At 70.3% G+C, this 18,151-nt stretch carries 20 protein-coding genes; 8 read left to right on the forward strand and 12 right to left on the reverse strand.

The features are described 5' to 3' along the window. Nucleotides 1–33: 33 nt before the first annotated feature. The gene (locus ACIOVG_RS02025) at nt 34–1,476 is read left to right on the forward strand and encodes a helix-turn-helix domain-containing protein (RefSeq protein WP_400868541.1); all 1,443 of its coding nucleotides are present in this window, start codon (nt 34–36) and stop codon (nt 1,474–1,476) included. An 8-nt stretch (nt 1,477–1,484) separates the two neighbouring features. Here the strand turns inward: ACIOVG_RS02025 and ACIOVG_RS02030 are convergent, their stop codons facing one another. The 4 genes from ACIOVG_RS02030 to ACIOVG_RS02045 all read right to left on the reverse strand — a co-directional run bounded on the left by ACIOVG_RS02030 (nt 1,485) and on the right by ACIOVG_RS02045 (nt 4,873). After that, entirely contained in the window at nt 1,485–1,643 is a 159-nt protein-coding gene (locus ACIOVG_RS02030; RefSeq protein WP_400868543.1) for a hypothetical protein, read from the reverse strand. After that, on the reverse strand, nt 1,625–2,539 hold the full coding sequence (locus ACIOVG_RS02035) for a DNA glycosylase AlkZ-like family protein (protein WP_400868545.1): 915 nt from the start codon (nt 2,537–2,539) through the stop codon (nt 1,625–1,627). Before ACIOVG_RS02035 ends, ACIOVG_RS02030 begins: the two co-directional genes overlap by 19 nt. Before the next feature lie 42 nt (nt 2,540–2,581). Next, entirely contained in the window at nt 2,582–4,030 is a 1,449-nt protein-coding gene (locus ACIOVG_RS02040; RefSeq protein WP_400868547.1) for a glyceraldehyde-3-phosphate dehydrogenase, read from the reverse strand. A 156-nt stretch (nt 4,031–4,186) separates the two neighbouring features. Continuing rightward, a complete protein-coding gene (locus ACIOVG_RS02045; protein ID WP_400868549.1) occupies nt 4,187–4,873 on the reverse strand; it encodes a DUF222 domain-containing protein in 687 nt (228 codons plus the stop codon). Between the two features lie 152 nt (nt 4,874–5,025). On the opposite strand from ACIOVG_RS02045, the gene ACIOVG_RS02050 reads away from it, so the two are divergent. Further along, nucleotides 5,026–5,409, forward strand: a complete 384-nt coding sequence (locus ACIOVG_RS02050; protein WP_400868551.1) for a DMT family transporter — start codon at nt 5,026–5,028, stop codon at nt 5,407–5,409. Further along, the gene (locus tag ACIOVG_RS02055; RefSeq protein ID WP_400868553.1) at nt 5,406–5,729 is read left to right on the forward strand and encodes a DMT family transporter; all 324 of its coding nucleotides are present in this window, start codon (nt 5,406–5,408) and stop codon (nt 5,727–5,729) included. The genes ACIOVG_RS02050 and ACIOVG_RS02055 overlap by 4 nt, the downstream gene beginning before the upstream one ends. Nucleotides 5,730–5,741: 12 nt before the next feature. Here the strand turns inward: ACIOVG_RS02055 and ACIOVG_RS02060 are convergent, their stop codons facing one another. From ACIOVG_RS02060 to ACIOVG_RS02070, 3 genes are all read right to left on the reverse strand, one after another. Beyond that, on the reverse strand, nt 5,742–6,314 hold the full coding sequence (locus ACIOVG_RS02060; protein WP_400868555.1) for a hypothetical protein: 573 nt from the start codon (nt 6,312–6,314) through the stop codon (nt 5,742–5,744). A gap of 227 nt (nt 6,315–6,541) precedes the next feature. Then, the gene (locus tag ACIOVG_RS02065) at nt 6,542–7,207 is read right to left on the reverse strand and encodes an SDR family oxidoreductase (RefSeq protein WP_400868557.1); all 666 of its coding nucleotides are present in this window, start codon (nt 7,205–7,207) and stop codon (nt 6,542–6,544) included. A 44-nt stretch (nt 7,208–7,251) separates the two neighbouring features. Further along, nucleotides 7,252–7,776: a hypothetical protein gene (locus ACIOVG_RS02070; protein ID WP_400868559.1), complete on the reverse strand. Its 525-nt coding sequence runs from the start codon at nt 7,774–7,776 to the stop codon at nt 7,252–7,254. Nucleotides 7,777–7,865: 89 nt separating this feature from the next. On the opposite strand from ACIOVG_RS02070, the gene ACIOVG_RS02075 reads away from it, so the two are divergent. Beyond that, on the forward strand, nt 7,866–8,450 hold the full coding sequence (locus tag ACIOVG_RS02075) for a TetR/AcrR family transcriptional regulator (protein ID WP_400868561.1): 585 nt from the start codon (nt 7,866–7,868) through the stop codon (nt 8,448–8,450). A 102-nt stretch (nt 8,451–8,552) separates the two neighbouring features. Beyond that, nucleotides 8,553–10,541 carry a primary-amine oxidase gene (locus ACIOVG_RS02080; protein WP_400868563.1) on the forward strand — a complete coding sequence of 663 codons (1,989 nt, stop codon included), beginning with the start codon at nt 8,553–8,555 and terminating at the stop codon, nt 10,539–10,541. A gap of 16 nt (nt 10,542–10,557) precedes the next feature. On the opposite strand, the gene murQ is transcribed toward ACIOVG_RS02080, so the two are convergent. Further along, complete coding sequence (gene murQ / locus ACIOVG_RS02085) at nt 10,558–11,493, reverse strand: N-acetylmuramic acid 6-phosphate etherase (RefSeq protein WP_400872660.1); 936 nt, start codon at nt 11,491–11,493, stop codon at nt 10,558–10,560. A 4-nt stretch (nt 11,494–11,497) separates the two neighbouring features. After that, the gene (locus ACIOVG_RS02090; RefSeq protein WP_400868565.1) at nt 11,498–12,403 is read right to left on the reverse strand and encodes an N-acetylglucosamine kinase; all 906 of its coding nucleotides are present in this window, start codon (nt 12,401–12,403) and stop codon (nt 11,498–11,500) included. Nucleotides 12,404–12,515: 112 nt separating this feature from the next. Here ACIOVG_RS02090 and ACIOVG_RS02095 point away from each other — a divergent pair, with 112 nt between their 5' ends. Next, a complete protein-coding gene (locus tag ACIOVG_RS02095; protein WP_400868567.1) occupies nt 12,516–13,376 on the forward strand; it encodes a MurR/RpiR family transcriptional regulator in 861 nt (286 codons plus the stop codon). A gap of 25 nt (nt 13,377–13,401) precedes the next feature. On the opposite strand, the gene ACIOVG_RS02100 is transcribed toward ACIOVG_RS02095, so the two are convergent. Next, entirely contained in the window at nt 13,402–14,517 is a 1,116-nt protein-coding gene (locus ACIOVG_RS02100; RefSeq protein ID WP_400868569.1) for a DUF998 domain-containing protein, read from the reverse strand. Between the two features lie 116 nt (nt 14,518–14,633). Between ACIOVG_RS02100 and ACIOVG_RS02105 the strand changes: the two genes are divergently transcribed. Beyond that, nucleotides 14,634–15,590, forward strand: coding sequence for a helix-turn-helix domain-containing protein (locus tag ACIOVG_RS02105; protein WP_400868571.1), 957 nt, complete (start codon nt 14,634–14,636; stop codon nt 15,588–15,590). A gap of 173 nt (nt 15,591–15,763) precedes the next feature. Beyond that, a complete protein-coding gene (locus tag ACIOVG_RS02110) occupies nt 15,764–16,414 on the forward strand; it encodes an HAD-IA family hydrolase (RefSeq protein ID WP_400868573.1) in 651 nt (216 codons plus the stop codon). Between the two features lie 9 nt (nt 16,415–16,423). Here the strand turns inward: ACIOVG_RS02110 and ACIOVG_RS02115 are convergent, their stop codons facing one another. Then, complete coding sequence (locus ACIOVG_RS02115) at nt 16,424–17,239, reverse strand: SDR family NAD(P)-dependent oxidoreductase (RefSeq protein WP_400868575.1); 816 nt, start codon at nt 17,237–17,239, stop codon at nt 16,424–16,426. A 65-nt stretch (nt 17,240–17,304) separates the two neighbouring features. Beyond that, complete coding sequence (locus ACIOVG_RS02120; RefSeq protein WP_400868577.1) at nt 17,305–18,135, reverse strand: SDR family NAD(P)-dependent oxidoreductase; 831 nt, start codon at nt 18,133–18,135, stop codon at nt 17,305–17,307. Between the last annotated feature and the right edge of the window lie 16 nt (nt 18,136–18,151).

Here is an 18,151-nt window from a genome sequence, read left to right on the forward strand (position 1 = left end):
TAAGAAACGCGATTCTTTCGCTATGATCAAGGAATGGCGACCTCCGGCATTCACCTCACGACCCTCGGCCATCGCATCCGGCACCATCGACTCGCGAACGGCTACACGCTCGACGAACTCGGAGCCCTGGTGGGTGTCGCCGGGTCGCAGCTGAGCCTGATCGAGAACGGCAAGCGCGAGCCGAAGCTCTCGCTGCTGCAGGCGATCGCGCAGGCCACGAGCACCGAGGTCACCGATCTGATCTCGGGCGAACCGCCGAACCGCCGCGCCGCGCTCGAGATCGAGCTGGAACGCGCGCAGGAGAGTCCGGTGTTCCGCCAGCTCGGCGTCGCCCCCGTGCGCGTCACGAAGAGCATGAGCGACGAGACCATCGAGTCGCTGCTGGGCCTCCACCACGAACTGCAGCGGCGCGAGCGTGAGGCCATCGCCACGCCGGAGGAGGCTCGACGCGCCAACACCGAGCTGCGCCTGCGCATGCGCGAGCAACACAACTACCTCGGCGACATCGAGAAGCTGGCGGAGAAGCACCTGCGCGCCGCCGGCCACGTGCAGGGAGCCCTCACGCACCGCACCGTCAGCATCATGGCCGAGAAGATCGGCTTCGAGCTCATCTACGTCAATGACCTCCCCCACTCGACGCGGTCGGTCACCGACCTCGAGAACGGACGCATCTACCTGCCTCCCGCTTCCATCCCCGGCGGGCACGGCCTGCGCTCGATGGCGCTGCAGGCGATGGCGCACCGTCTGCTCGGGCATACGCCGCCGACCGACTACGCGGACTTCCTGCAGCAGCGCCTGGAGATCAACTACTTCGCCGCCTCGTGCCTGATGCCGGAGGCGGCATCGGTCGCGTTCCTGCAGCAGGCCAAGAAGGACCGCAACCTCGCGGTCGAGGACTTCCGCGACGCGTTCGGCGTGACGCACGAGGCAGCGGGCATGCGCATGACCAACCTGCTCACCGAGCACCTGGGCATGTCGCTGCACTTCCTGCGCGTGGATGCCACCGGTGCGATCACGCGGGTCTACGAGAACGACGACCTGCCGCTGCCGATGGACGTCACCGGCGCGGTGGAGGGGCAGCGTGTGTGCCGCAAGTTCCAGGCGCGCGGCGCCTTCACGCAGCAGAACCGCACGACCGAGCATCACCAGTACACCGACACCCCTTCCGGTACGTTCTGGTGCTCGACGCAGACCGGATCCTCCAGCGACGGCGAGTTCTCGGTCACGGTCGGCGTCCCCTTCGACGACGCCCGCTGGTGGCGCGGCCGCGAGACCGGCGACCGCGCCGTGTCGACCTGCCCAGACGAGTCGTGCTGCCGTCGTCCCTCGACCGAGCTCGCAGACCGCTGGAGCGGCAAGGCGTGGCCGAGCGCCCGCGTGCACACGCACATGTTCTCGCCGCTCCCCCGCGGCGCCTTCCCCGGAGTCGACGACAACGAGGTCTACAACTTCCTCGGACGGCACGCCAGCGAGTAGCGGGAGGTTCAGGTCTCGAGGAAGCTCCTGAAACGACCCAGCGCAACGGAGACGGCCTCCGCGTCGGCCCCGTGATCGAACAGCTCCGGCGGAGCGCCGAGCGAGGCGCTGGCGTGGGTCCAGATACCGATGACCGTGCCGTCCGCGATCAGGATCGGACGCACCATGCCGTTCTTGCCGGGGCCGATCGCGGCGAGATGCTCCGGCGCGGACACCGCCGTGCGGTCGGCATAGGAGATGTAGTACTCGTCGAACGCACCGAGGGCGAGGACCGCCGACGCATCCGCGGATCGGCGGATCGGCGCGGGCGCGTCGGGGCCACGAACACCCCGCTCTCGATCTCGACCACGCGCGCGGCCGCCCGCTCGGCCGCCTCGCGCGAGACGCCGAGGGTGAGCCCCGACCACCAGGCGAAGTCGGCGACCCCGGCGGGGCCGTGGCCGGCGATGTAGCGCACGAAGAGCTCGGCGAGCGGATCGTCGGGGTGCGCGTGCTCGCGGATGTGCTCGTCGACCAGCACGAAGCGCTGCTCGCGGGCCACGCCGTCCCTGGCGACCACCGGCCCTTGACAGATGAGCCCGTCGATCGTGAGCGTGAACAGCAGATGGATGCCGCGCTGCCCGGCGGGATCGATGCCGATGCCCTCCATCAGCGCGAACACCTCTGATCGGGTGAGACCGCCGCCGCGGAGCGCCGGGGTCACCGTGCGCACGGTTGCCGCCACCATCTCGTCGTCGATCCCGAGGTCGCGGTGGCGCGACGCCGCCTGTTGCCGCTGCCGACCGGCCGTGACGTCGAGGATCCAGCCCAGGTCGCGGGTCGGGACCGTGTGCAGCGTGCCGCGCATGGCCCACCCCCGCACCAGCTCGCCGCGGTCGAAGGCGCGGTCGACGGCGCTCAGCCCCGGCTCCCCGCGCGTGCGCACGGCCAGAGCCCACCGGCCGGCCGTGAAGTCCTGACTCTGCACCGCGAGCATGTGCCCGGCCGCGTCGGTCACGGTGCGCGCCGGCGCCGTGAGACGGTGCGACCGGAGCCGCTCGGACAGCAGAGTCGTGCTCTTCATGCCCCCATCATGCCGGGGACCACTCCCCTTTCCGAGAGCTTCTCAGCTGTGCAGCGTGACCTCGCGACGTGCGGGGAGCACGACAGGGTGGGATCCCGCCATGACCTCGAGCACGCGGATCACCTGGCAGGAGTAGCCGTACTCGTTGTCGTACCAGACGTAGAGCACGACGTCGCGATCGTTCGCGATGGTCGCGAGACCGTCGACGATGCCGGCCCGGTGCGAGCCGACGAAGTCGGTGGAGACGACCTCGGGGCTCTCGACGTAGTCGATCTGCTGACGCAGCTTCGAGTGCAACGACACCCGGCGCAGGTAGTCGTTGAGCTGATCCCTCTCGGCCGGCCGTTCCAGGCTCAGGTGCAGCACGGCGAGCGAGACGTCGGGCGTGGGTACGCGGATCGCGGAGCCGGTGAGCTTGCCGGCGAGCTCGGGGAGCGCCCTGGCCACGGCCTTCGCTGCTCCGGTCTCGGAGATGACCATGTTCAGCACGGCTGAGCGCCCGCGGCGGTCTCCGCTGTGGAAGTTGTCGATCAGGTTCTGGTCGTTCGTGAACGAGTGCACGGTCTCGACGTGGCCGCGCACGATGCCGTAGGCCTCGTCGATCGCCTTGAGCACCGGGGTGATCGCGTTCGTGGTGCACGACGCCGCCGTGATGATGCGGTCGCCCGGCTCGATCGTGTCGTCGTTGATGCCGTGCACGATGTTCTTGAGCGCACCCTTGCCCGGGGCGGTGAGCAGCACGCGGGCGACGCCCTTCGCCTCGAGGTGGCGGCTGAGACCCTCCTCATCGCGCCAGCGCCCGGTGTTGTCGACGACGATCGCGTCGTGGATGCCGTAGGCGGTGTAGTCGACGGATGCCGGATCCCCCGAGTAGATCACCTGGATGCGGGTGCCGTTGGCGATGATCTGCTCGGCGTCCTCATCGACAGTCACGGAGCCGGCGAAGCGGCCGTGCACCGAGTCGCGCAGCAGGAGGGATGCGCGCTTGACGAGGTCGTTCTCTGAACCTCGGCGCACGACGATCGCGCGCAGCCGCAGACCGCTGCCGCCGCCCGTGTGAGCGATCAGGATGCGGGCGAGCAGGCGGCCGATGCGCCCGAAGCCGTAGAGCACGACATCGGTGGGCGCGGCCACCACGGCGCCGATCGCGGGGGCCAGCGCCTCGGCCAGGTAGGCGTCGAGCGGGAGGTCGCTCGCCGCGTGCCCCTCGACCAGACGGGCGACGTCGAGCGACGACGCCCCCGGTGCGAGCGCGTGGATCGCTTCGAGCACGGCGAGCGTGTCGTCGAGCGGGAGCGTCTCGTGCCCGAGCTGGGCGACCCGCTCGTGCACCTCGACCAGGCCGGTGGCCGACAGTCCCAGCAGCCGATGCCCGTGCAGCGACGTGACCACGTCGTGCTCGCGCTTGAGTGAGCCGATGAGCGGGATCATCCGCTCCGCCAGTTCTTCTCGCGTCGTCCAGTCGTCGCCGTGTGCGGCGGAATCGTTCATCTGCGTCCTTGCATGTGTGAGCGCGCACCGAGATCGCCGGCGCGCAGGTTGCCGGGTGAGCTTCGGGGGATGTCTCCCAGCGTACGCGGGCAGGCCCCGGTGATCCGAATCGTCGACATTCGCCGACCCACGCCCGGTCGATGCCCACCCGGACGTTCAGCCGGCGAAGCCGCACGCCGCGCAGGCAGCGATATCGATCCGCACGCTCTCGTCATCTCCGGCGACAACCCACACATCGCACACCCGCCATCGCGTTCCACCAACGCCAACCGTTACGCTCGGGTGAACAGGCACTTCTCCCCGCCCCCAGTCCAGGATCTCGCTGTCCGCACCCATCACCCAGGAGATCACCCCACCCCCGGCGGCCATCCGCCTCGCCGCCCCGACACTGACCGGGGTCTCGATCCCATCGATCTTCGCCACCCCGGTGCCGGATTCCAGGTCGGCGAGGCTCATCCGCACGATCACCGTCGCCCCCGCCACCGGCATCCGGGTGTCGCAGCCGACTACGTGCGCGCAGAACGCGACCAGCGCGTCGGCCTGGATCATCGGCACCGTGCGCCGATCCGCATCAACCGCATCCGAATCCGGGGCGTCCTTCCGCGCCGCGAACGCCGCCGACACGAATCCCCGCACCGCCGTGACCACCGGCGCCGCACTCTCCGCATCCAACACCGCATTCAGATGCACCATCCCGTCACGCTCGAACATCGTCACCGACCGCCGCGCCCGCCGCTCCTCGTCCCGCGGCGGCGCCCCGTCCGGATCCAACCACGCCTCCGCCCGCACGACCAGCGTGCGCACCGCATCCACCACCAGCCCGGCCGCCGCATCCACCAGCACCCGCCCCCCCCTCAGCGATCCGCACCGGCCCCGCGGCCACCCGGCACCGCTCCAACACCCCGACAGCCACCGCGGACTGTTCACCCGCCGGACACGGAATCCTGCGAGCATCCGACACGTTCTCTTCACGGACGCATCCCGAAAGGCCCCCGATGACAGATCACCCCCGCCGCTCGGCGTGGCCGCCACTCCTGGTCGCGATCGCACTGGAGGTCATGGCGACCCTCTCGCTGCGCGCGGCCGAGGGACTCACGCATCCGCTGTGGCTGATCCTCGTGGCGATCGGCTACAGCGGCTCGCTGTGGTTGCTGTCGATCGTCCTCGACCGCGGCATGCCGGTCGGCGTGGCGTACGGCATCTGGTCGGCGATCGGCGTCGTGGCGACGGCGGTGCTCGGCACCGTGCTCTTCGGCGAGCTGCTGGGACCGGTGCAGATCATCGGCGTCGGCGTGATCGTGATCGGGGTGCTGCTGGTCGAGCTGGGCTCGCACACGCGGGAGACCGCGCAGCCGGCCACCCCGGAGGTCGCCTCATGACCTGGCTGCTGCTCGCCCTCGCGATCGCGAGCGAGGTCACCGCGACCCTGAGCCTGCGCGCGTCCGAGGGGTTCCGCCGCAAGCGCTGGATCCCGGTGATCGTCGTCGGCTACCTCGCCGCGTTCACCCTGCTGGGCACGATCCTGGCGATGGGGATGCCCGTGGGCGTCGCCTACGGCATCTGGGCGGCCGCGGGCGTCGCGGTGACGGCGGTGCTGGGCCGCGTGATCTTCAAGGACCACTTCTCGGCACTGATGGCCGTCGGCGTCGCCCTCATCGCGGTCGGCGTCGCGATGATCGAGTTCGGCGGGATGCACTGAGAACGGCGCTCCCTACCCGCCAGAAGCCAGCTGAACCTGCACCACTCCGACGACGATGACCGCGATCCCGCCGATCGCCAGCAGCACGCCGAGCAGCCCGATCCACGCCGGGCGCTGCTGTCGTGCGAACTCGTTCACCTCCGAGAGGTGTCGCACTGCCCTGATCCTGCGATCCAGAAAGTCATAGATCCTCGCGCGGAATCGGACGAGACAGCATCCGAGAACAAGGGCGAGTGAGCCTCCGACCACAAACGGCACCAGAGTGGCGAAGTCGGGATTGCTCGCCGCAGGCGCGTTCGAACCGACACCTGCAGGCACCAGAGGATCCCCCTCCGCTTGGATGATCGCGACGATCGCGCTCGTGACCGCGGCGACGCCCATGCCGCAAGCAAATGCACCGACGATACCCAATACCCACGGCTTCTGGCGCCCGGCAGACAGCTGCGCCACCCGCTCCCCGAGCAGCGTCTTCTGGCTCTGGAACACGAAGGTGTTCAACGGCTTGCGGAACCAGATGAGGAGGATGCCGAAGACGAAGACGAAGGCCCCGACGATGAGGTTCGCAATGATGCTGCTGACGGGCACCGGTCGATCGTAGCGCCGACTCAGCGAGCCGAACGCAGTTCCAGCGCCTCGCCGCGCGCCGCGATGCTCTTCACGCCAACCCGTCGCCGACGAGAACGACGATCACCGCGGCTCCGTGAGTGAGTGCGTACTCGACAACCACACGCCGACGTCCGCGGGGCAGCTTTCGCGGGCGCATTTCAGAGGCGAGGCGTTCCTCAGCCGAGCATCACTCTCGCCGATTCTGATCAGTACTGCGCCGAGAACGCGCCGTCGCTCTTGAGCAGCTGACCCGAGATCCACCGGCCCTCTTCGGACACCAGGAACTCCACGACCGCGGCCACGTCGGCGGGGCGGCCGAGTCGCCCGAGCGGGGTCATGTCGCCGAGGCCCGTGCGTGTCTCGTCGTCCATCCAGCCGGTGTCGATCGGACCGGGGTTGAGCACATTCGCCGAGATCCCCCGCGGGCCGAGCTCCCGCGCCGCCGAGATCACGAGCCGGTCGAGAGCACCCTTGGAGGCACCGTACGGGAGGTTGCCCGTGACGTGGTCGCTGGTGAGCGCCAGGATCACGCCGCCGTCGTCGCCCGCCTGCCGCGCGAAGGCTGCGATCAGCAGCAGGCTCGCGCGGGCGTTCACCGCGACGTGCAGGTCGAAGCTCTCGGCCGTGGTGTCGAGAATGCCGGACTCCACGTCGTGCGCGTGACTCAGGATCAGCGCCGAGATGGTCCCGTGCTCCCGGTTCACCGCGGCGATCAGCTCTTCCGGGCCGTCGGGAGTGGAGAGGTCGGCCGGGTGGTCGGCGTCGCGCAGGTCGCTGGTGACGACGGTCCAGCCGGCCGCCCGCAGACGAGGAACGATGCCGGCGGCGATGCTGTCGGCGCGCGCGGCGCCGGTGATCAGAGCGAGGGGCATGCGGCCACCGTACCGGAGACCGCGATCCCCGGTCGGGGCAGGGATCAGTGTGCCGCCCACATCACGACTACGCCCGCGGTCATCGCCCACGACTCGACGGCGAGCAGGCGCGCGCCGGTACCCTGCGGATGCGGGCGGAACCGGTCGGCGACGGTCCAGGCCAGCAGCAGCACCACCCCGACAGTCGCGGCGACGGCCACGGCGTCGACCCCGAGATGCGCGCCGTGCCCTGACATCGCGACCGCGCTAGAGACCGCGCCATGCGCCACCCCCGCCAACGCGCACACCGCCATCACGAGCGACCCCAGCGCACGGTGGCAGCACGCGCGCACAGCAGTCGCACCACGCAGTCCGGCCGTGCCGAGCATCGCCGAGACGAGCAGCGCGGCTCCTGCCAGCAGTGAGATGCGCGGATCGCCGTCCGCGACGACCATGCCGATCATCGCGAGCGCCATGACGATCACCGACTGACGCCCCTGCCACGGCACCGAGCGTCCGGCCGCGAGGCAGCATGCGACCGTGATGATCGCGCTCGCGACCATCAGCGTCATCGCTGCGGGCTCACCCATGGATCGGATTATATTGATCAATCGCTCAAAATAGCCAGACATCAATCGAAAGCACCGACCACGACGAGCGGATGCGACAAGATGGCTAGATGCCCCGCATCGTCGACCATGATGAGCGGCGCCGGCAGATCGCCGAGGCGCTGCTGGCCGTCGCCGCCCGCGACGGGCACGAGAGCGTGTCTTCGCGTGCGGTCGCGAAGGAGCTCGGCGTCGCCACCGGTTCACTGTGGCACTACTTCGACGGATTCGACGACGTGGTGCGCGCCGCCGCCGCCGAGGTCACCCGACGCACCGACGCGCGTATCGCCGAGGCCACCACCGGACTGCGCGGCCTCCCCCGCCTGCACGCACTCATGCGCGAAGTCCTGCCCGTCGATGAGCGCACCCGCTCCGAAGCCCGTGTCGTGGTCGGATTCTGGGGCCGCGTCGCCACCCTCGCCGCCGCGCCGGATGCCGGCCTACCGACTGTCGCCACCTGGCAGGACAGCATCCGCGAGGCGCTCGATGAGGCCGCGGCCGATGGCGAGCTCCGCTCCGATACCCCACAGGATGCCGTGATGGCGCTGCTGCGCTCGATCACGTACGGGCAGCAGGTCATCGAGGTCACCGAACCGCAGCCCGAGGCCGCGCACCTCGCCGTGCTCGACGGCATCCTCGCCCCCTGGCGCGCCTGACTCCCCTGCGCGCGATCCGACTCTTGTGACGCCGGTCGTTCCGTCGTACCATCGTGCCAACCAATTTTATTGAGCAGTCGCTCGAAAACAGTGAGGTCGACGATGTCCCACCACTCCCCGCAGCCGGTCTCGATCGAGAAGATCGCCGTCCCGCATCCGCTCGACCCGCTCACCGGCGCCGAGATCGCCGCGGCCCGTGCCGTACTCGATGCCGCCGGCCTGCTCACCGAGACGGTGCGCATGCCGATGCTGCTCCCCGATGAGCCGACCAAAGACGAGCTCGCCGCGTGGCAGCCGGGCTCCCCGATCGACCGGCGTATCGACGCGACCCTGCTCGACACCGCCACCGGTGTCGCGACCGAGGTCATCGTCTCGATCACGCGCGGTCAGGTCGTCCGCACCGAGCGCGTGCCCAACGACGCCCCTCCGTACGGGCAGCCGCAGTACCTGTTCGAGGAGTACGAGCGCGCCGAGACCATCGCGAAGGCCTCCCCCGAGTGGCAGGCCGCGATGCGGCGACGCGGACTCGAGGAGCACATGGCGCTCGCATTCTGCGGCCCCCTCGCCCCCGGCTACACGGGTCGCGCCGATGAGGTGGGGCGCCGCGTCATCCGCTCGCTCACCTTCCTGAAGTACGACGAAGCCGACTCGCCCTGGGCGCACCCGGTCGAGGGTCTGATCGTGCACATCGACCTCACCGCGAACGCGGTCATCCGCGTCGAGGATCACGGCGACGTGCCGGTTCCCGCCGGACACGGCAACTACTACCCCGAGACCCAGGGCGCGGCCCGCACGACTCTGAAGCCCATCGAGATCACTCAGCCCGAGGGTCCGAGCTTCGCCGTCACCGGGTCGCTGGTGGAGTGGGAGGGCTGGTCGATGCGCGTCGACTTCAACGCCCGCGAAGGCCTGGTGCTGCATGACGTCTCGTTCGGCGGACGCTCGGTGCTGAGCCGTGCGAGCGTGCCCGAGATGGTGGTGCCCTACGGCGACACCGCCCCCGGCCGCTTCTGGATCAGCTACTTCGACGCCGGCGAATACCTGCTGGGCAAGAACGCCAACCACCTGGAGCTCGGCTGCGACTGCCTGGGCGTCATCCGCTACCTCGACGGCTACGTCGCCGACGACCACGGGCACCCGGTGCGCATCCCCAACGTGATCTGCATGCACGAGGAGGACTACGGCATCCTCTGGAAGCACACCGATCTGGCCGGACGCGCCGATGTGCGCCGCTCGCGCCGCTTCGTGGTGTCGTACTTCTCCACGATCGGCAACTACGACTACGGCTTCTACTGGCACTTCTACCTCGACGGATCGATCGAGGTCGTCGCGAAGGCCACCGGCATCGTGTTCGCCGCCGCCGGAGAACCGGGCGTCCGCCAGAAGCACGCGACCGAGCTCGCCCCCGGCGTCTTCGCCCCCGTGCACCAGCACCTCTTCTGCGCACGCCTCGACGTCGCGATCGACGGCGAGGACAACCGCCTGGTCGAGGTCGACGCCCAGCGGGTGCCGATGGGACCGGACAACCCCTTCGGCAACGCCTTCAGCTGGTCAGAGACGACCCTCGCCACCGAGTCGGAAGCGCAGCGCGTAGCCGACAGCGCGGTAGCGCGCGTGTGGGAGGTGCAGAGCGCCTCACGCACGAACCGCGTCGGACGCCCCACCGCGTACCACCTGGTGCCGGAGCCGACCGCGCTGCTCATGGCCGACCCCGCCTCCTCGGTCGCCGCGCGTGCCGCGTTCGCGACCAAGCACCTCTGGGCGACGAAGCACGAACAGGGCCAGATCTGGCCGGCCGGCCGCTACCCCAACGCCCACCAGGGCGGCGCAGGTCTGCCGGAGTACACGGCGGGCGACCGGTCGATCGACGGCGAGGACATCGTGCTGTGGCATACGTTCGGCCTGACGCACTTCCCGCGCCCGGAGGACTGGCCCATCATGCCCGTCGACTACGCCGGCTTCTGGTTCAAGCCCTACGGCTTCCTCGACCAGAACCCCGCGATGGACGTGCCGGAGTCGTCACAGGCGCACGCCTCGGCGACGCCGGGCGGATGCTGCGGCGGCGGAAGCGCCTGCGCCTGCGGCCACTGACCGCGGACACCGCCGCTCAGGACAGCGCGGTGATCGCGTCGCGCAGGATGCCGTCGGCGTCGGCGAGCGCCGATGCCGAGGCGTCCGCCGATGCACCGGTCGCGAGCATCAGCACGGCGAGCTTGACCGACCCCTGAGCGGATACCAGTGCGGCCGAGGCCTCATCGACCCCGACGCCCGCGAGCTGCGTGACCGTGCGGATCGAGCGCGCATGCAGCTTCTCGTTCGTGGCCTGCAGGTCGACCATCACCCCGCGGTAGGTCTTGCCGAGCTTGATCATCGAGAGGGTGGTCAGCATGTTGACCACGAGCTTCTGCGCGGTGCCGGACTTCAGACGGGTCGACCCGGAGATGAACTCGGGGCCGGTGACGACCTCGATCGCGATCTCGGCCGCCGCGCCGATCGCGGAGGCGGCGTTCGAGGCGATCGCGACCGTCAACGCGCCGACGCCGCGGGCGTAGTCGAGTCCGCCGACCACGTAGGGCGTGCGGCCGGATGCCGAGATCCCCACGACCGTGTCGTGCTCGGTGAGCGCGAGTTCGCGCAGCGAGGCCTCGGCCGCGTCCGCATCGTCCTCGGCGTTCTCGACAGCAGAGCGGATGGCGGTCTCGCCGCCCGCGATCAGCCCGATCACCATCGAGGGGTCGGTGCCGAAGGTCGGCGGACACTCGCTTGCATCGAGCACGCCGATGCGCCCCGCGGTTCCGGCGCCGATGTAGATCAGGCGCCCACCCCGACGGAAGCGCTCGGTGATGCCGTCGACCGCGGCAGCGATCTCGGCCGTGCGCTCGGCGACGGCCGTCGGGACTCGCTCGTCCTCCGCGTTCATCCGCCGCACCAGCTCGACGGTGTCGAGCAGATCGAGGTCGCCGCGCTCGGTGGTCGACGCCTCGGTGCCGAGCCCTTCCAGCACGGAGAGGAGGGCGGTCAAGCGGGTGTCTTCATTCAGCACATCATCATTCAGCACGGTGCACGTACCTTTCGTGGGGGAGGTCGGTGCGGCGCGCGAGGAGCGATGCGCCGTCCAGCGCGTCACCGGCGGCGGGCACGTGGCGGCGCGGCGCCGAATCGGACGACGCCGCCTGCAGTGCGGCGACGAGGGCGGAGCGGAACCAGTCGTGGTCGGTGAGTCCGCCGTGCAGGGCGACGTCGAGGGTGCGAGACGAAGCGGCGGAGGCGGCGGCGGCAAGCAGACGCACGGCGTGGGCCGCGATCTCGCCGGCGACCGGGTCGCCGTCTGCGGCGGCATCCAGCACGAGCGGCGCGAGGGTCGCGAGGCGGCGGGCGAGGGGTTCAGGCCGCGCGAGCCACGTCGGGATCTCGGATGCGGTGCCGACGCGGTCCGTGATCGCCGCGGTGAGCACGGTGCCGGAAGACAGACCGACGGAGTGGCGGAGCACGGCGCGCAGCGCTTCCCGCCCGAGCCATGAGCCGCTGCCGAAGTCACCGAGCTCCGGACCCCACCCGTCGACCAGTCGCACACCCTCGGCGTCGACGCCGAGAGCGGCCGCGCCGGTGCCGGCGATGAGCAGCACCCCGTCACCGCCGCCGAGCGCACCGGCGTGCGCCGTGACGACATCGGAGGCGACCGCGACCCTGGCGCCGGTCGATGCGGCGAGCGCTGCGGCGAGTTCCTGCGCCGCGGACGGCGCTGCCCAGGCACCTGCGGCGCCGATGCCGAGGAGCGGGATGTCACCGTCGATGCGGTCGAGGAGTGGTCGGATCGCGGCGAGCGCCGCGGCGACTCCCCCGGTCGCAGCCAGGCCGGGCGCGCCGACGCCGTCGAGCCGCGCACCGTCGACGGCGACGCGGCAGCGGGACTTGCCGAGGTCGATCGCGACGACACGGTGCGGAGAACTCATGAAAATAGTCTACGCATGACTCAGCATCCATGAAACAATTGTTCATGCATGCCGCGGGGTCACCCGCATGGCGAGCACCCCGGCTACCGCCACGGCGACCCAGAGGAGAGGCATGAGCGTCCAGACGACCATCGCGACCGCCGCCGAGACCCTTCCCCCCTCACTCGCCCGCATCGCGCGGGTGATCCGCGACAACCCCACGACCGCGGTCGAGAGCACGATCTCGGAGCTGGCGGTGCTCTGCGACACCTCCGTCGCCTCGGTCGTGCGGTTCTGCCGGGCGATCGGACTGCGCGGCTATGCGGCACTGCGCATGGCCCTCGCCACCGAGCTCGGACGGGAGTCCGTGCAGTTCAGCGCTCCCGCCGGCTTCGGCTCGGAGATCGCGGTGGGCGACTCGCTGCGCGAGGCCGTCGGCAAGGTCGCGGCGCTGGAGCTGCTCGCGATCGAGGAGACGGTCGGCAATCTCGACTACGACGTGCTCGCCGCCGCGGTCGAGGCGATCGACCACGCGAACCGCATCCTGCTGTTCGGCGTCGGCGCGAGCAGACTCGTCGCCGACGACCTCGGCCACAAGCTGCTGCGGATCGGGCGCACCGCGATCGTGCTGTCCGACGCGCACGAGGCCAGTGCAGCCGCCGCGCTCGGCGCCAAGAAGACGGTCGCGATCGGCTTCTCCAACTCGGGGACGACCACCGAGACCCTCCAGTTCCTGCAGACCGCTCGCACCGCGGGTACGACGACGATCGGCGTCACGAGCGCAGCCGACTCCCCCCTTGCCACGTCCGCCGACCACGCGCTGTTCACGCACGCGCGGGAATCGCGCTTCCGCGCGGGCGCCATGGTCAGCCGCATCGCGCAACTCGCTCTCGTCGACTGCCTGTTCGTCGGGGTCGCGCAGCGGCGTCATGCGCACACCGTGCATGCCCTGCAGCGCACCGCTGACGCCGCGCAGGCACTCCGACGCGACTGACGCGCCGGGCGCCCGAGCTCGTCGCTCAGGCGGTCGCCGTCTCCTCGCGCTCCGCCGGAGGGCGCCCGGTGACCGAGCCTGCGGTGCGCAGGAACACGATGATCCAGCTGAAGATCAGCACCGCGGCGATCAACTCCACCGCGGTGAGGTTGTAGTAGCCGACCGCGAAGAAGGCGGCGAGCAGGATGATGACCAGCACGTACGCCCAGCCGAACACCACGAACACCCGAGGGATCGTGCGCACGAACCACGGCAGTCCGATCACGACGACGGCGAACACCACCGTCATCCCGGTGGCGACCGTGTTGTGCACCAGGAAGAACTCGTCCACGGGGAAGATCCCGACGCAGGCCAGGAAGATCCCCATCAGGATCAGGCCACCGCGCACGACGAAGCGTCCTCGGCGGTCGTCCGGGTCTGTCGCGGGAAGCCCCGCCGTGGCGTAGCGCGCGATCGTCGTCACCATCACCCCGGCGATGACGAGCGTCGCGTTGAAGGCGAGCGAGGCGCTGTTCGAGCTCATGCCGAGCGCCGACAGGTTGTCTCGCCACCAGTGCGGGTCGTTCGAGGCGAGCATGCTGGCGAAGGCGCCGACCACGAGGAACACCGCGAGCACCAGCGAGAGCACCATCGGGGTGAGCGCGACGCTGCTGAGGAATGAGACGTACGCCGTGAGCGCGAACGCGACGCCGACCAGCAGCGCCCCGGGGAAGGGGAACACCGGGGCATCCGTGAAGCTGCTCTCGAGGAGCTTGGCGATGCCGAGCCATCCGAGGTAGGCGATCGCGGCGTGGGCGAAGGCGATCGCCGCGAGGTCGTACCAGCGCAGGCGGTCGCCCGGCACGCTGAACCCGTCACGGATCGCGTCGGGACTCCGCTCCTCCGGTCGTACGGCCAGCCGTCCGAGGACGAAGGCGATGACCGCGGTGGCCGCTCCCCCGTAAGCGGCGAACGCCCCGATCGAGCCGGTACCGCTGATCGCCAGCTCGCGGCCCCAGAACACCGGCCACCCGATCGCGAAGCCGAGGACGAGGAAGGCGGCGCCCACGATCAGCGCGGTCGCCTCGAACACGGCATCCGCTGTCTCCGGCCCCCGCAACTGCCGCAGCACCTGCCTGGCCCACTCACCGAAAGCTCTCATGGCACACCCTTCCGATCCACATCCTAGAAGTCGCCCCGCTCGGACGTCCCCGGTGGTACCATCGCGGAACGGATCGTATACAACGTCGTCGTTCCACCATCCCGAGGTGATCAGTCATGAACGGTGCACCCGCTGCCCCCGCCGAATCGGTATCCACTCTTGTCGCGCGCAACATCAGTGAGTTCCGCGCCGCCGTCTCCGAGTCCTTCGTGCCGCTGCAGGTGTCCAGCGGCGGGCCCGATCACTTCCGCGGAGTGATCCGCGGCGCATCGGTCGACGAGGTGCACGTGACGGAGGTACGGGCGACCTCGCACGTCGTCGAGCGCACCCCCGAGCTCATCGCCCGCGGCGACCGCTCGTACTTCAAGGTGAGCCTGATGCTCGCCGGCACCGGGATGCTGATCCAGGACGACCGCGAGGCCGTGCTGCAGGCCGGCGATCTCGCCGTCTACGACACCGACCGCCCGTACTCCCTCGTGTTCGACGAGGATTTCCGCACCATGGTCGTGATGTTCCCGAAGCACCTGATCAGCCTGCCCTCCGACATGATCGGCCAGCTCACCGCCGTGCGCATCTCGGGCCACGAGGGCCTCGGCGGCATGGTCGTGCCGTACCTGACGCAGCTGGCCGGCAACCTGGACCAGCTCGCCGGCACCACCGGCGCACGCCTCGCCCACAGCGCGCTCGACCTGGTGACGACCGTGTTCACCCGTGAGCTCGGGCTCGACGAGGTCTCGGCCGATCCGCATCGCGCGCTCGTGCAGCGCATCCGCTCGTACATCGACCGCAATCTCGGGTCGACCGACCTCGGCCCCGCATCGATCGCCTCGGCGCACTTCATCTCGACCAGGCACCTGCACGGGCTCTTCCAGGAGCAGGGTGTGACGGTGTCGACCTGGATCCGCACGCGGCGACTGGCGCAGTGCCGCCGCGATCTGCTCGACCCCATGCTCGCCGATCGGCCGGTCGCGGCGATCGCCGCGCGCTGGGGCTTCGTCGACGCCGCGCACTTCAGCCGCGCCTTCAAGTCCGCGTTCGGGGTCTCCCCCAGCGAGTACCGCGCGGCCCGCTGACCTCTGCGCGGCGGGGAGCCGCCGGTCGTCGTGCCACGGCTCGCCCCGCACGCCAGATGCAGGAGAACGTGCGGCCTGCAGGACGAATCGCCCGCAGATGCTCCTGCAGGCCGCGACTTCTCCTGCATGTCGCGCGACGCGACGCCGCAGCTGCCTCGGGTTAGCCTGAAGGGGTGACCCAGACCATCAACGCCCGCGCCGTCCTGCTCGACATGGACGGCACCCTCGTCGACTCGACCGCCGTCGTCGAGCGGCTCTGGCTGGCCTGGGCGGAGCCGCACGGCATCGACCCGGCGACCGTCCTCAGCGTGGTCCACGGGCGCCAGGGGCACCAGAGCATGGCGATCATGCTCCCGGAGCGCGATCATGCCATCAACCTGCGCGAGAACGACGTCATGCTCGCCACCGAGGCGGGCGACGTGGACGGCGTCGTGACGATTCCCGGTGCCGCCGCGGTGCTCGACGCGCTGCGCCCGCACCCCCACGCGATCGTCACCTCGGCGAACGTGGCGTTGATGACCGCACGGATGCAGGCAGCCGGCCTCACGGTCCCCGCCATCACCGTCACCGCCGAGAGCGTGTCGGCGTCGAAGCCCGACCCGGAGGGGTTCCTGCTCGGCGCGCAGCTGCTCGGCGTCGATCCTGCCGACTGCATCGTGTTCGAGGACTCCGGCGCCGGCATCCAGGCGGGCCTCGCCGCAGGCATGCGCGTGATCGGCGTCGGCCCGCACGCCGGCGCGCACGAACCCACCTACCTGGTCGACGACCTCACCCAGGTCGCCGTGACTCCCACGGCAGACGGCTTCGCGCTGACCGTGCGCTGAGCCACGCCGCTACATCCCGGCGTGGTCGAAGGCGATGGTCGGCACGTCCACCACGTGCGATCCGCCGTCCGCCACGATCACCGAGCCGGTGATGTACGATGACTCGCCCGATCCCAGGAAGCGCACCACGGAGGCGATCTCGGCCGGACGGGCAGGGCGCCGCAGCGGCACATCGGCGGTGACCGTCGCGTATGCCTCTTCCCGTGAGTCGAGCCCGGCGTGCGAGGCGAACTCGTCCATCTCCTCATCGGCCATCGGCGTCTGCACCCACCCGGGGCACACCGCGTTCACGCGAACCCCGTGGCGGCCGTAGTCGCGGGCGAGCGTGCGGGTGAGTCCGATCAGGGCGTGCTTGCCGACCGTGTAGCCCGCGACCGACGGGCCGGCGAACAGCCCGGCGAGCGACGACACGATCACGATCTGTCCCTTGGACTCGAGCAGCGCGGGCAGCGACTCCCTGGCCATCACGAAGGCCGTGGTGAGGTTGGCGCGGATCGCCGCGTCCCATCCCGCATCGTCGGTGTCGGCGACCGGCGAGAAACCGTGGCCTCCGGCGTTGGCGACGAGCACGTCGATGCGCCCGAACGTCGCCAGCACCTTGGCGACGGCGGCCTTCGCGGATGCTGTGTCGGCCGCATCGGCCACGATGGGGTGCGCGCCCACGGCGCGCTCCACGGCCTGCAACGGCTCCGGTCGACGACCGACGACCACGACGTGCGCGCCCTCTGCCGCGTAGCGCTCCGCGATGGCGGCGCCGATGCCCGTGCCGCCTCCCGTGATGACGACGACGCGTCCGGAGACCGTCGAACCGACCGCAAGTCCCATGTCTGCTCCTTGTTCTGTTCTGTTCTGGCGCGTGTGCGCGGGGTGTTGAGGGGGTCGTCGTCGCGCTAGGCCGGGAATCCGGAGCGCGCGCTGAATCCGAAGTCGCTGAGGAGCGTGGTGCCCGAGACCGCCCGGCTGCGTGGAGAGACCAGGTAGGCCACGTGGGCGGCGACCTCGGCCGCCGACTGCACGGGGAACTCCGGAGCGTCGAACGCAGCGGCTCCCAGGTCTCCGCGGCTCATCGGGGTATCGACGATCGATGGAGCCACGGTGTTCACCCGGATGCCGGTACCCGCGAGGTCGACCGACAGTGCACGAGCGAACTGCACCAGCGCGGCCTTCGACGCGGCATAAGGTGCCATGCCCGGTGACGCGACGAACGCGGAGTCGCTGGAGAGCAGCACGACGGATGCGGCAGCTGCCGCACGCAGGGCCGGAAGCGCCTGCCGGAGCACGAGGAACGCGGCGGTGACGTTCACCGCGAACACGGCGTTCCACTCGGCGAGCGCGGTCTGTTCGATCCCCCGGCCGACCGGCCCGGAGATCCCCGCACAGCACACCACGGCGTCCAGGTGACCGAGTTCGGCGATCGCGGCGTCGACGGTGCGCTGCACATCCTCTTCGTCGGTGAGGTCGACGACGAACGGCAGCACGTCGGCGCTGCCCTGTGCGCGCACGGCCGCGGCCGTCTGCTCCAGCGCCGGCGCATCCCGATCCAGCAGTGCGACGCGCACCCCCTCCGCGGCGAGCGCGAGTGCGGTCGCCCGGCCGATGCCGCTGGCGGCGCCCGTGACGAGGACAGTCGTGCCGGTGAGGTGGAGGTCCATCGTGTCCTTCGACCGCCGCGCCAGCGCCGGGGTGACGCGTGAGGAGGACGGCGGTGTCTTCTTCGTCATCCTGCCCCTCGGTCCG

The sequence above is a fragment of the Microbacterium sp. NPDC087591 genome (assembly GCF_044743625.1).
Taxonomy (GTDB): domain Bacteria; phylum Actinomycetota; class Actinomycetes; order Actinomycetales; family Microbacteriaceae; genus Microbacterium.

What these genes read in the sequence shown, in the direction of transcription:
- ACIOVG_RS02025 (WP_400868541.1), top strand. Translation starts at nt 34, where the DNA reads ATGGCGACCTCCGGCATTCACCTCACGACCCTCGGCCATCGCATCCGG.
- ACIOVG_RS02030 (WP_400868543.1), bottom strand. Translation starts at nt 1,643, where the DNA reads ATGGTGCGTCCGATCCTGATCGCGGACGGCACGGTCATCGGTATCTGG.
- ACIOVG_RS02035 (WP_400868545.1), bottom strand. Translation starts at nt 2,539, where the DNA reads ATGAAGAGCACGACTCTGCTGTCCGAGCGGCTCCGGTCGCACCGTCTC.
- ACIOVG_RS02040 (WP_400868547.1), bottom strand. Translation starts at nt 4,030, where the DNA reads ATGAACGATTCCGCCGCACACGGCGACGACTGGACGACGCGAGAAGAA.
- ACIOVG_RS02050 (WP_400868551.1), top strand. Translation starts at nt 5,026, where the DNA reads ATGACAGATCACCCCCGCCGCTCGGCGTGGCCGCCACTCCTGGTCGCG.
- ACIOVG_RS02055 (WP_400868553.1), top strand. Translation starts at nt 5,406, where the DNA reads ATGACCTGGCTGCTGCTCGCCCTCGCGATCGCGAGCGAGGTCACCGCG.
- ACIOVG_RS02065 (WP_400868557.1), bottom strand. Translation starts at nt 7,207, where the DNA reads ATGCCCCTCGCTCTGATCACCGGCGCCGCGCGCGCCGACAGCATCGCC.
- ACIOVG_RS02070 (WP_400868559.1), bottom strand. Translation starts at nt 7,776, where the DNA reads ATGGGTGAGCCCGCAGCGATGACGCTGATGGTCGCGAGCGCGATCATC.
- ACIOVG_RS02075 (WP_400868561.1), top strand. Translation starts at nt 7,866, where the DNA reads ATGCCCCGCATCGTCGACCATGATGAGCGGCGCCGGCAGATCGCCGAG.
- ACIOVG_RS02080 (WP_400868563.1), top strand. Translation starts at nt 8,553, where the DNA reads ATGTCCCACCACTCCCCGCAGCCGGTCTCGATCGAGAAGATCGCCGTC.
- ACIOVG_RS02090 (WP_400868565.1), bottom strand. Translation starts at nt 12,403, where the DNA reads ATGAGTTCTCCGCACCGTGTCGTCGCGATCGACCTCGGCAAGTCCCGC.
- ACIOVG_RS02095 (WP_400868567.1), top strand. Translation starts at nt 12,516, where the DNA reads ATGAGCGTCCAGACGACCATCGCGACCGCCGCCGAGACCCTTCCCCCC.
- ACIOVG_RS02100 (WP_400868569.1), bottom strand. Translation starts at nt 14,517, where the DNA reads ATGAGAGCTTTCGGTGAGTGGGCCAGGCAGGTGCTGCGGCAGTTGCGG.
- ACIOVG_RS02105 (WP_400868571.1), top strand. Translation starts at nt 14,634, where the DNA reads ATGAACGGTGCACCCGCTGCCCCCGCCGAATCGGTATCCACTCTTGTC.
- ACIOVG_RS02115 (WP_400868575.1), bottom strand. Translation starts at nt 17,239, where the DNA reads ATGGGACTTGCGGTCGGTTCGACGGTCTCCGGACGCGTCGTCGTCATC.
- ACIOVG_RS02120 (WP_400868577.1), bottom strand. Translation starts at nt 18,135, where the DNA reads ATGACGAAGAAGACACCGCCGTCCTCCTCACGCGTCACCCCGGCGCTG.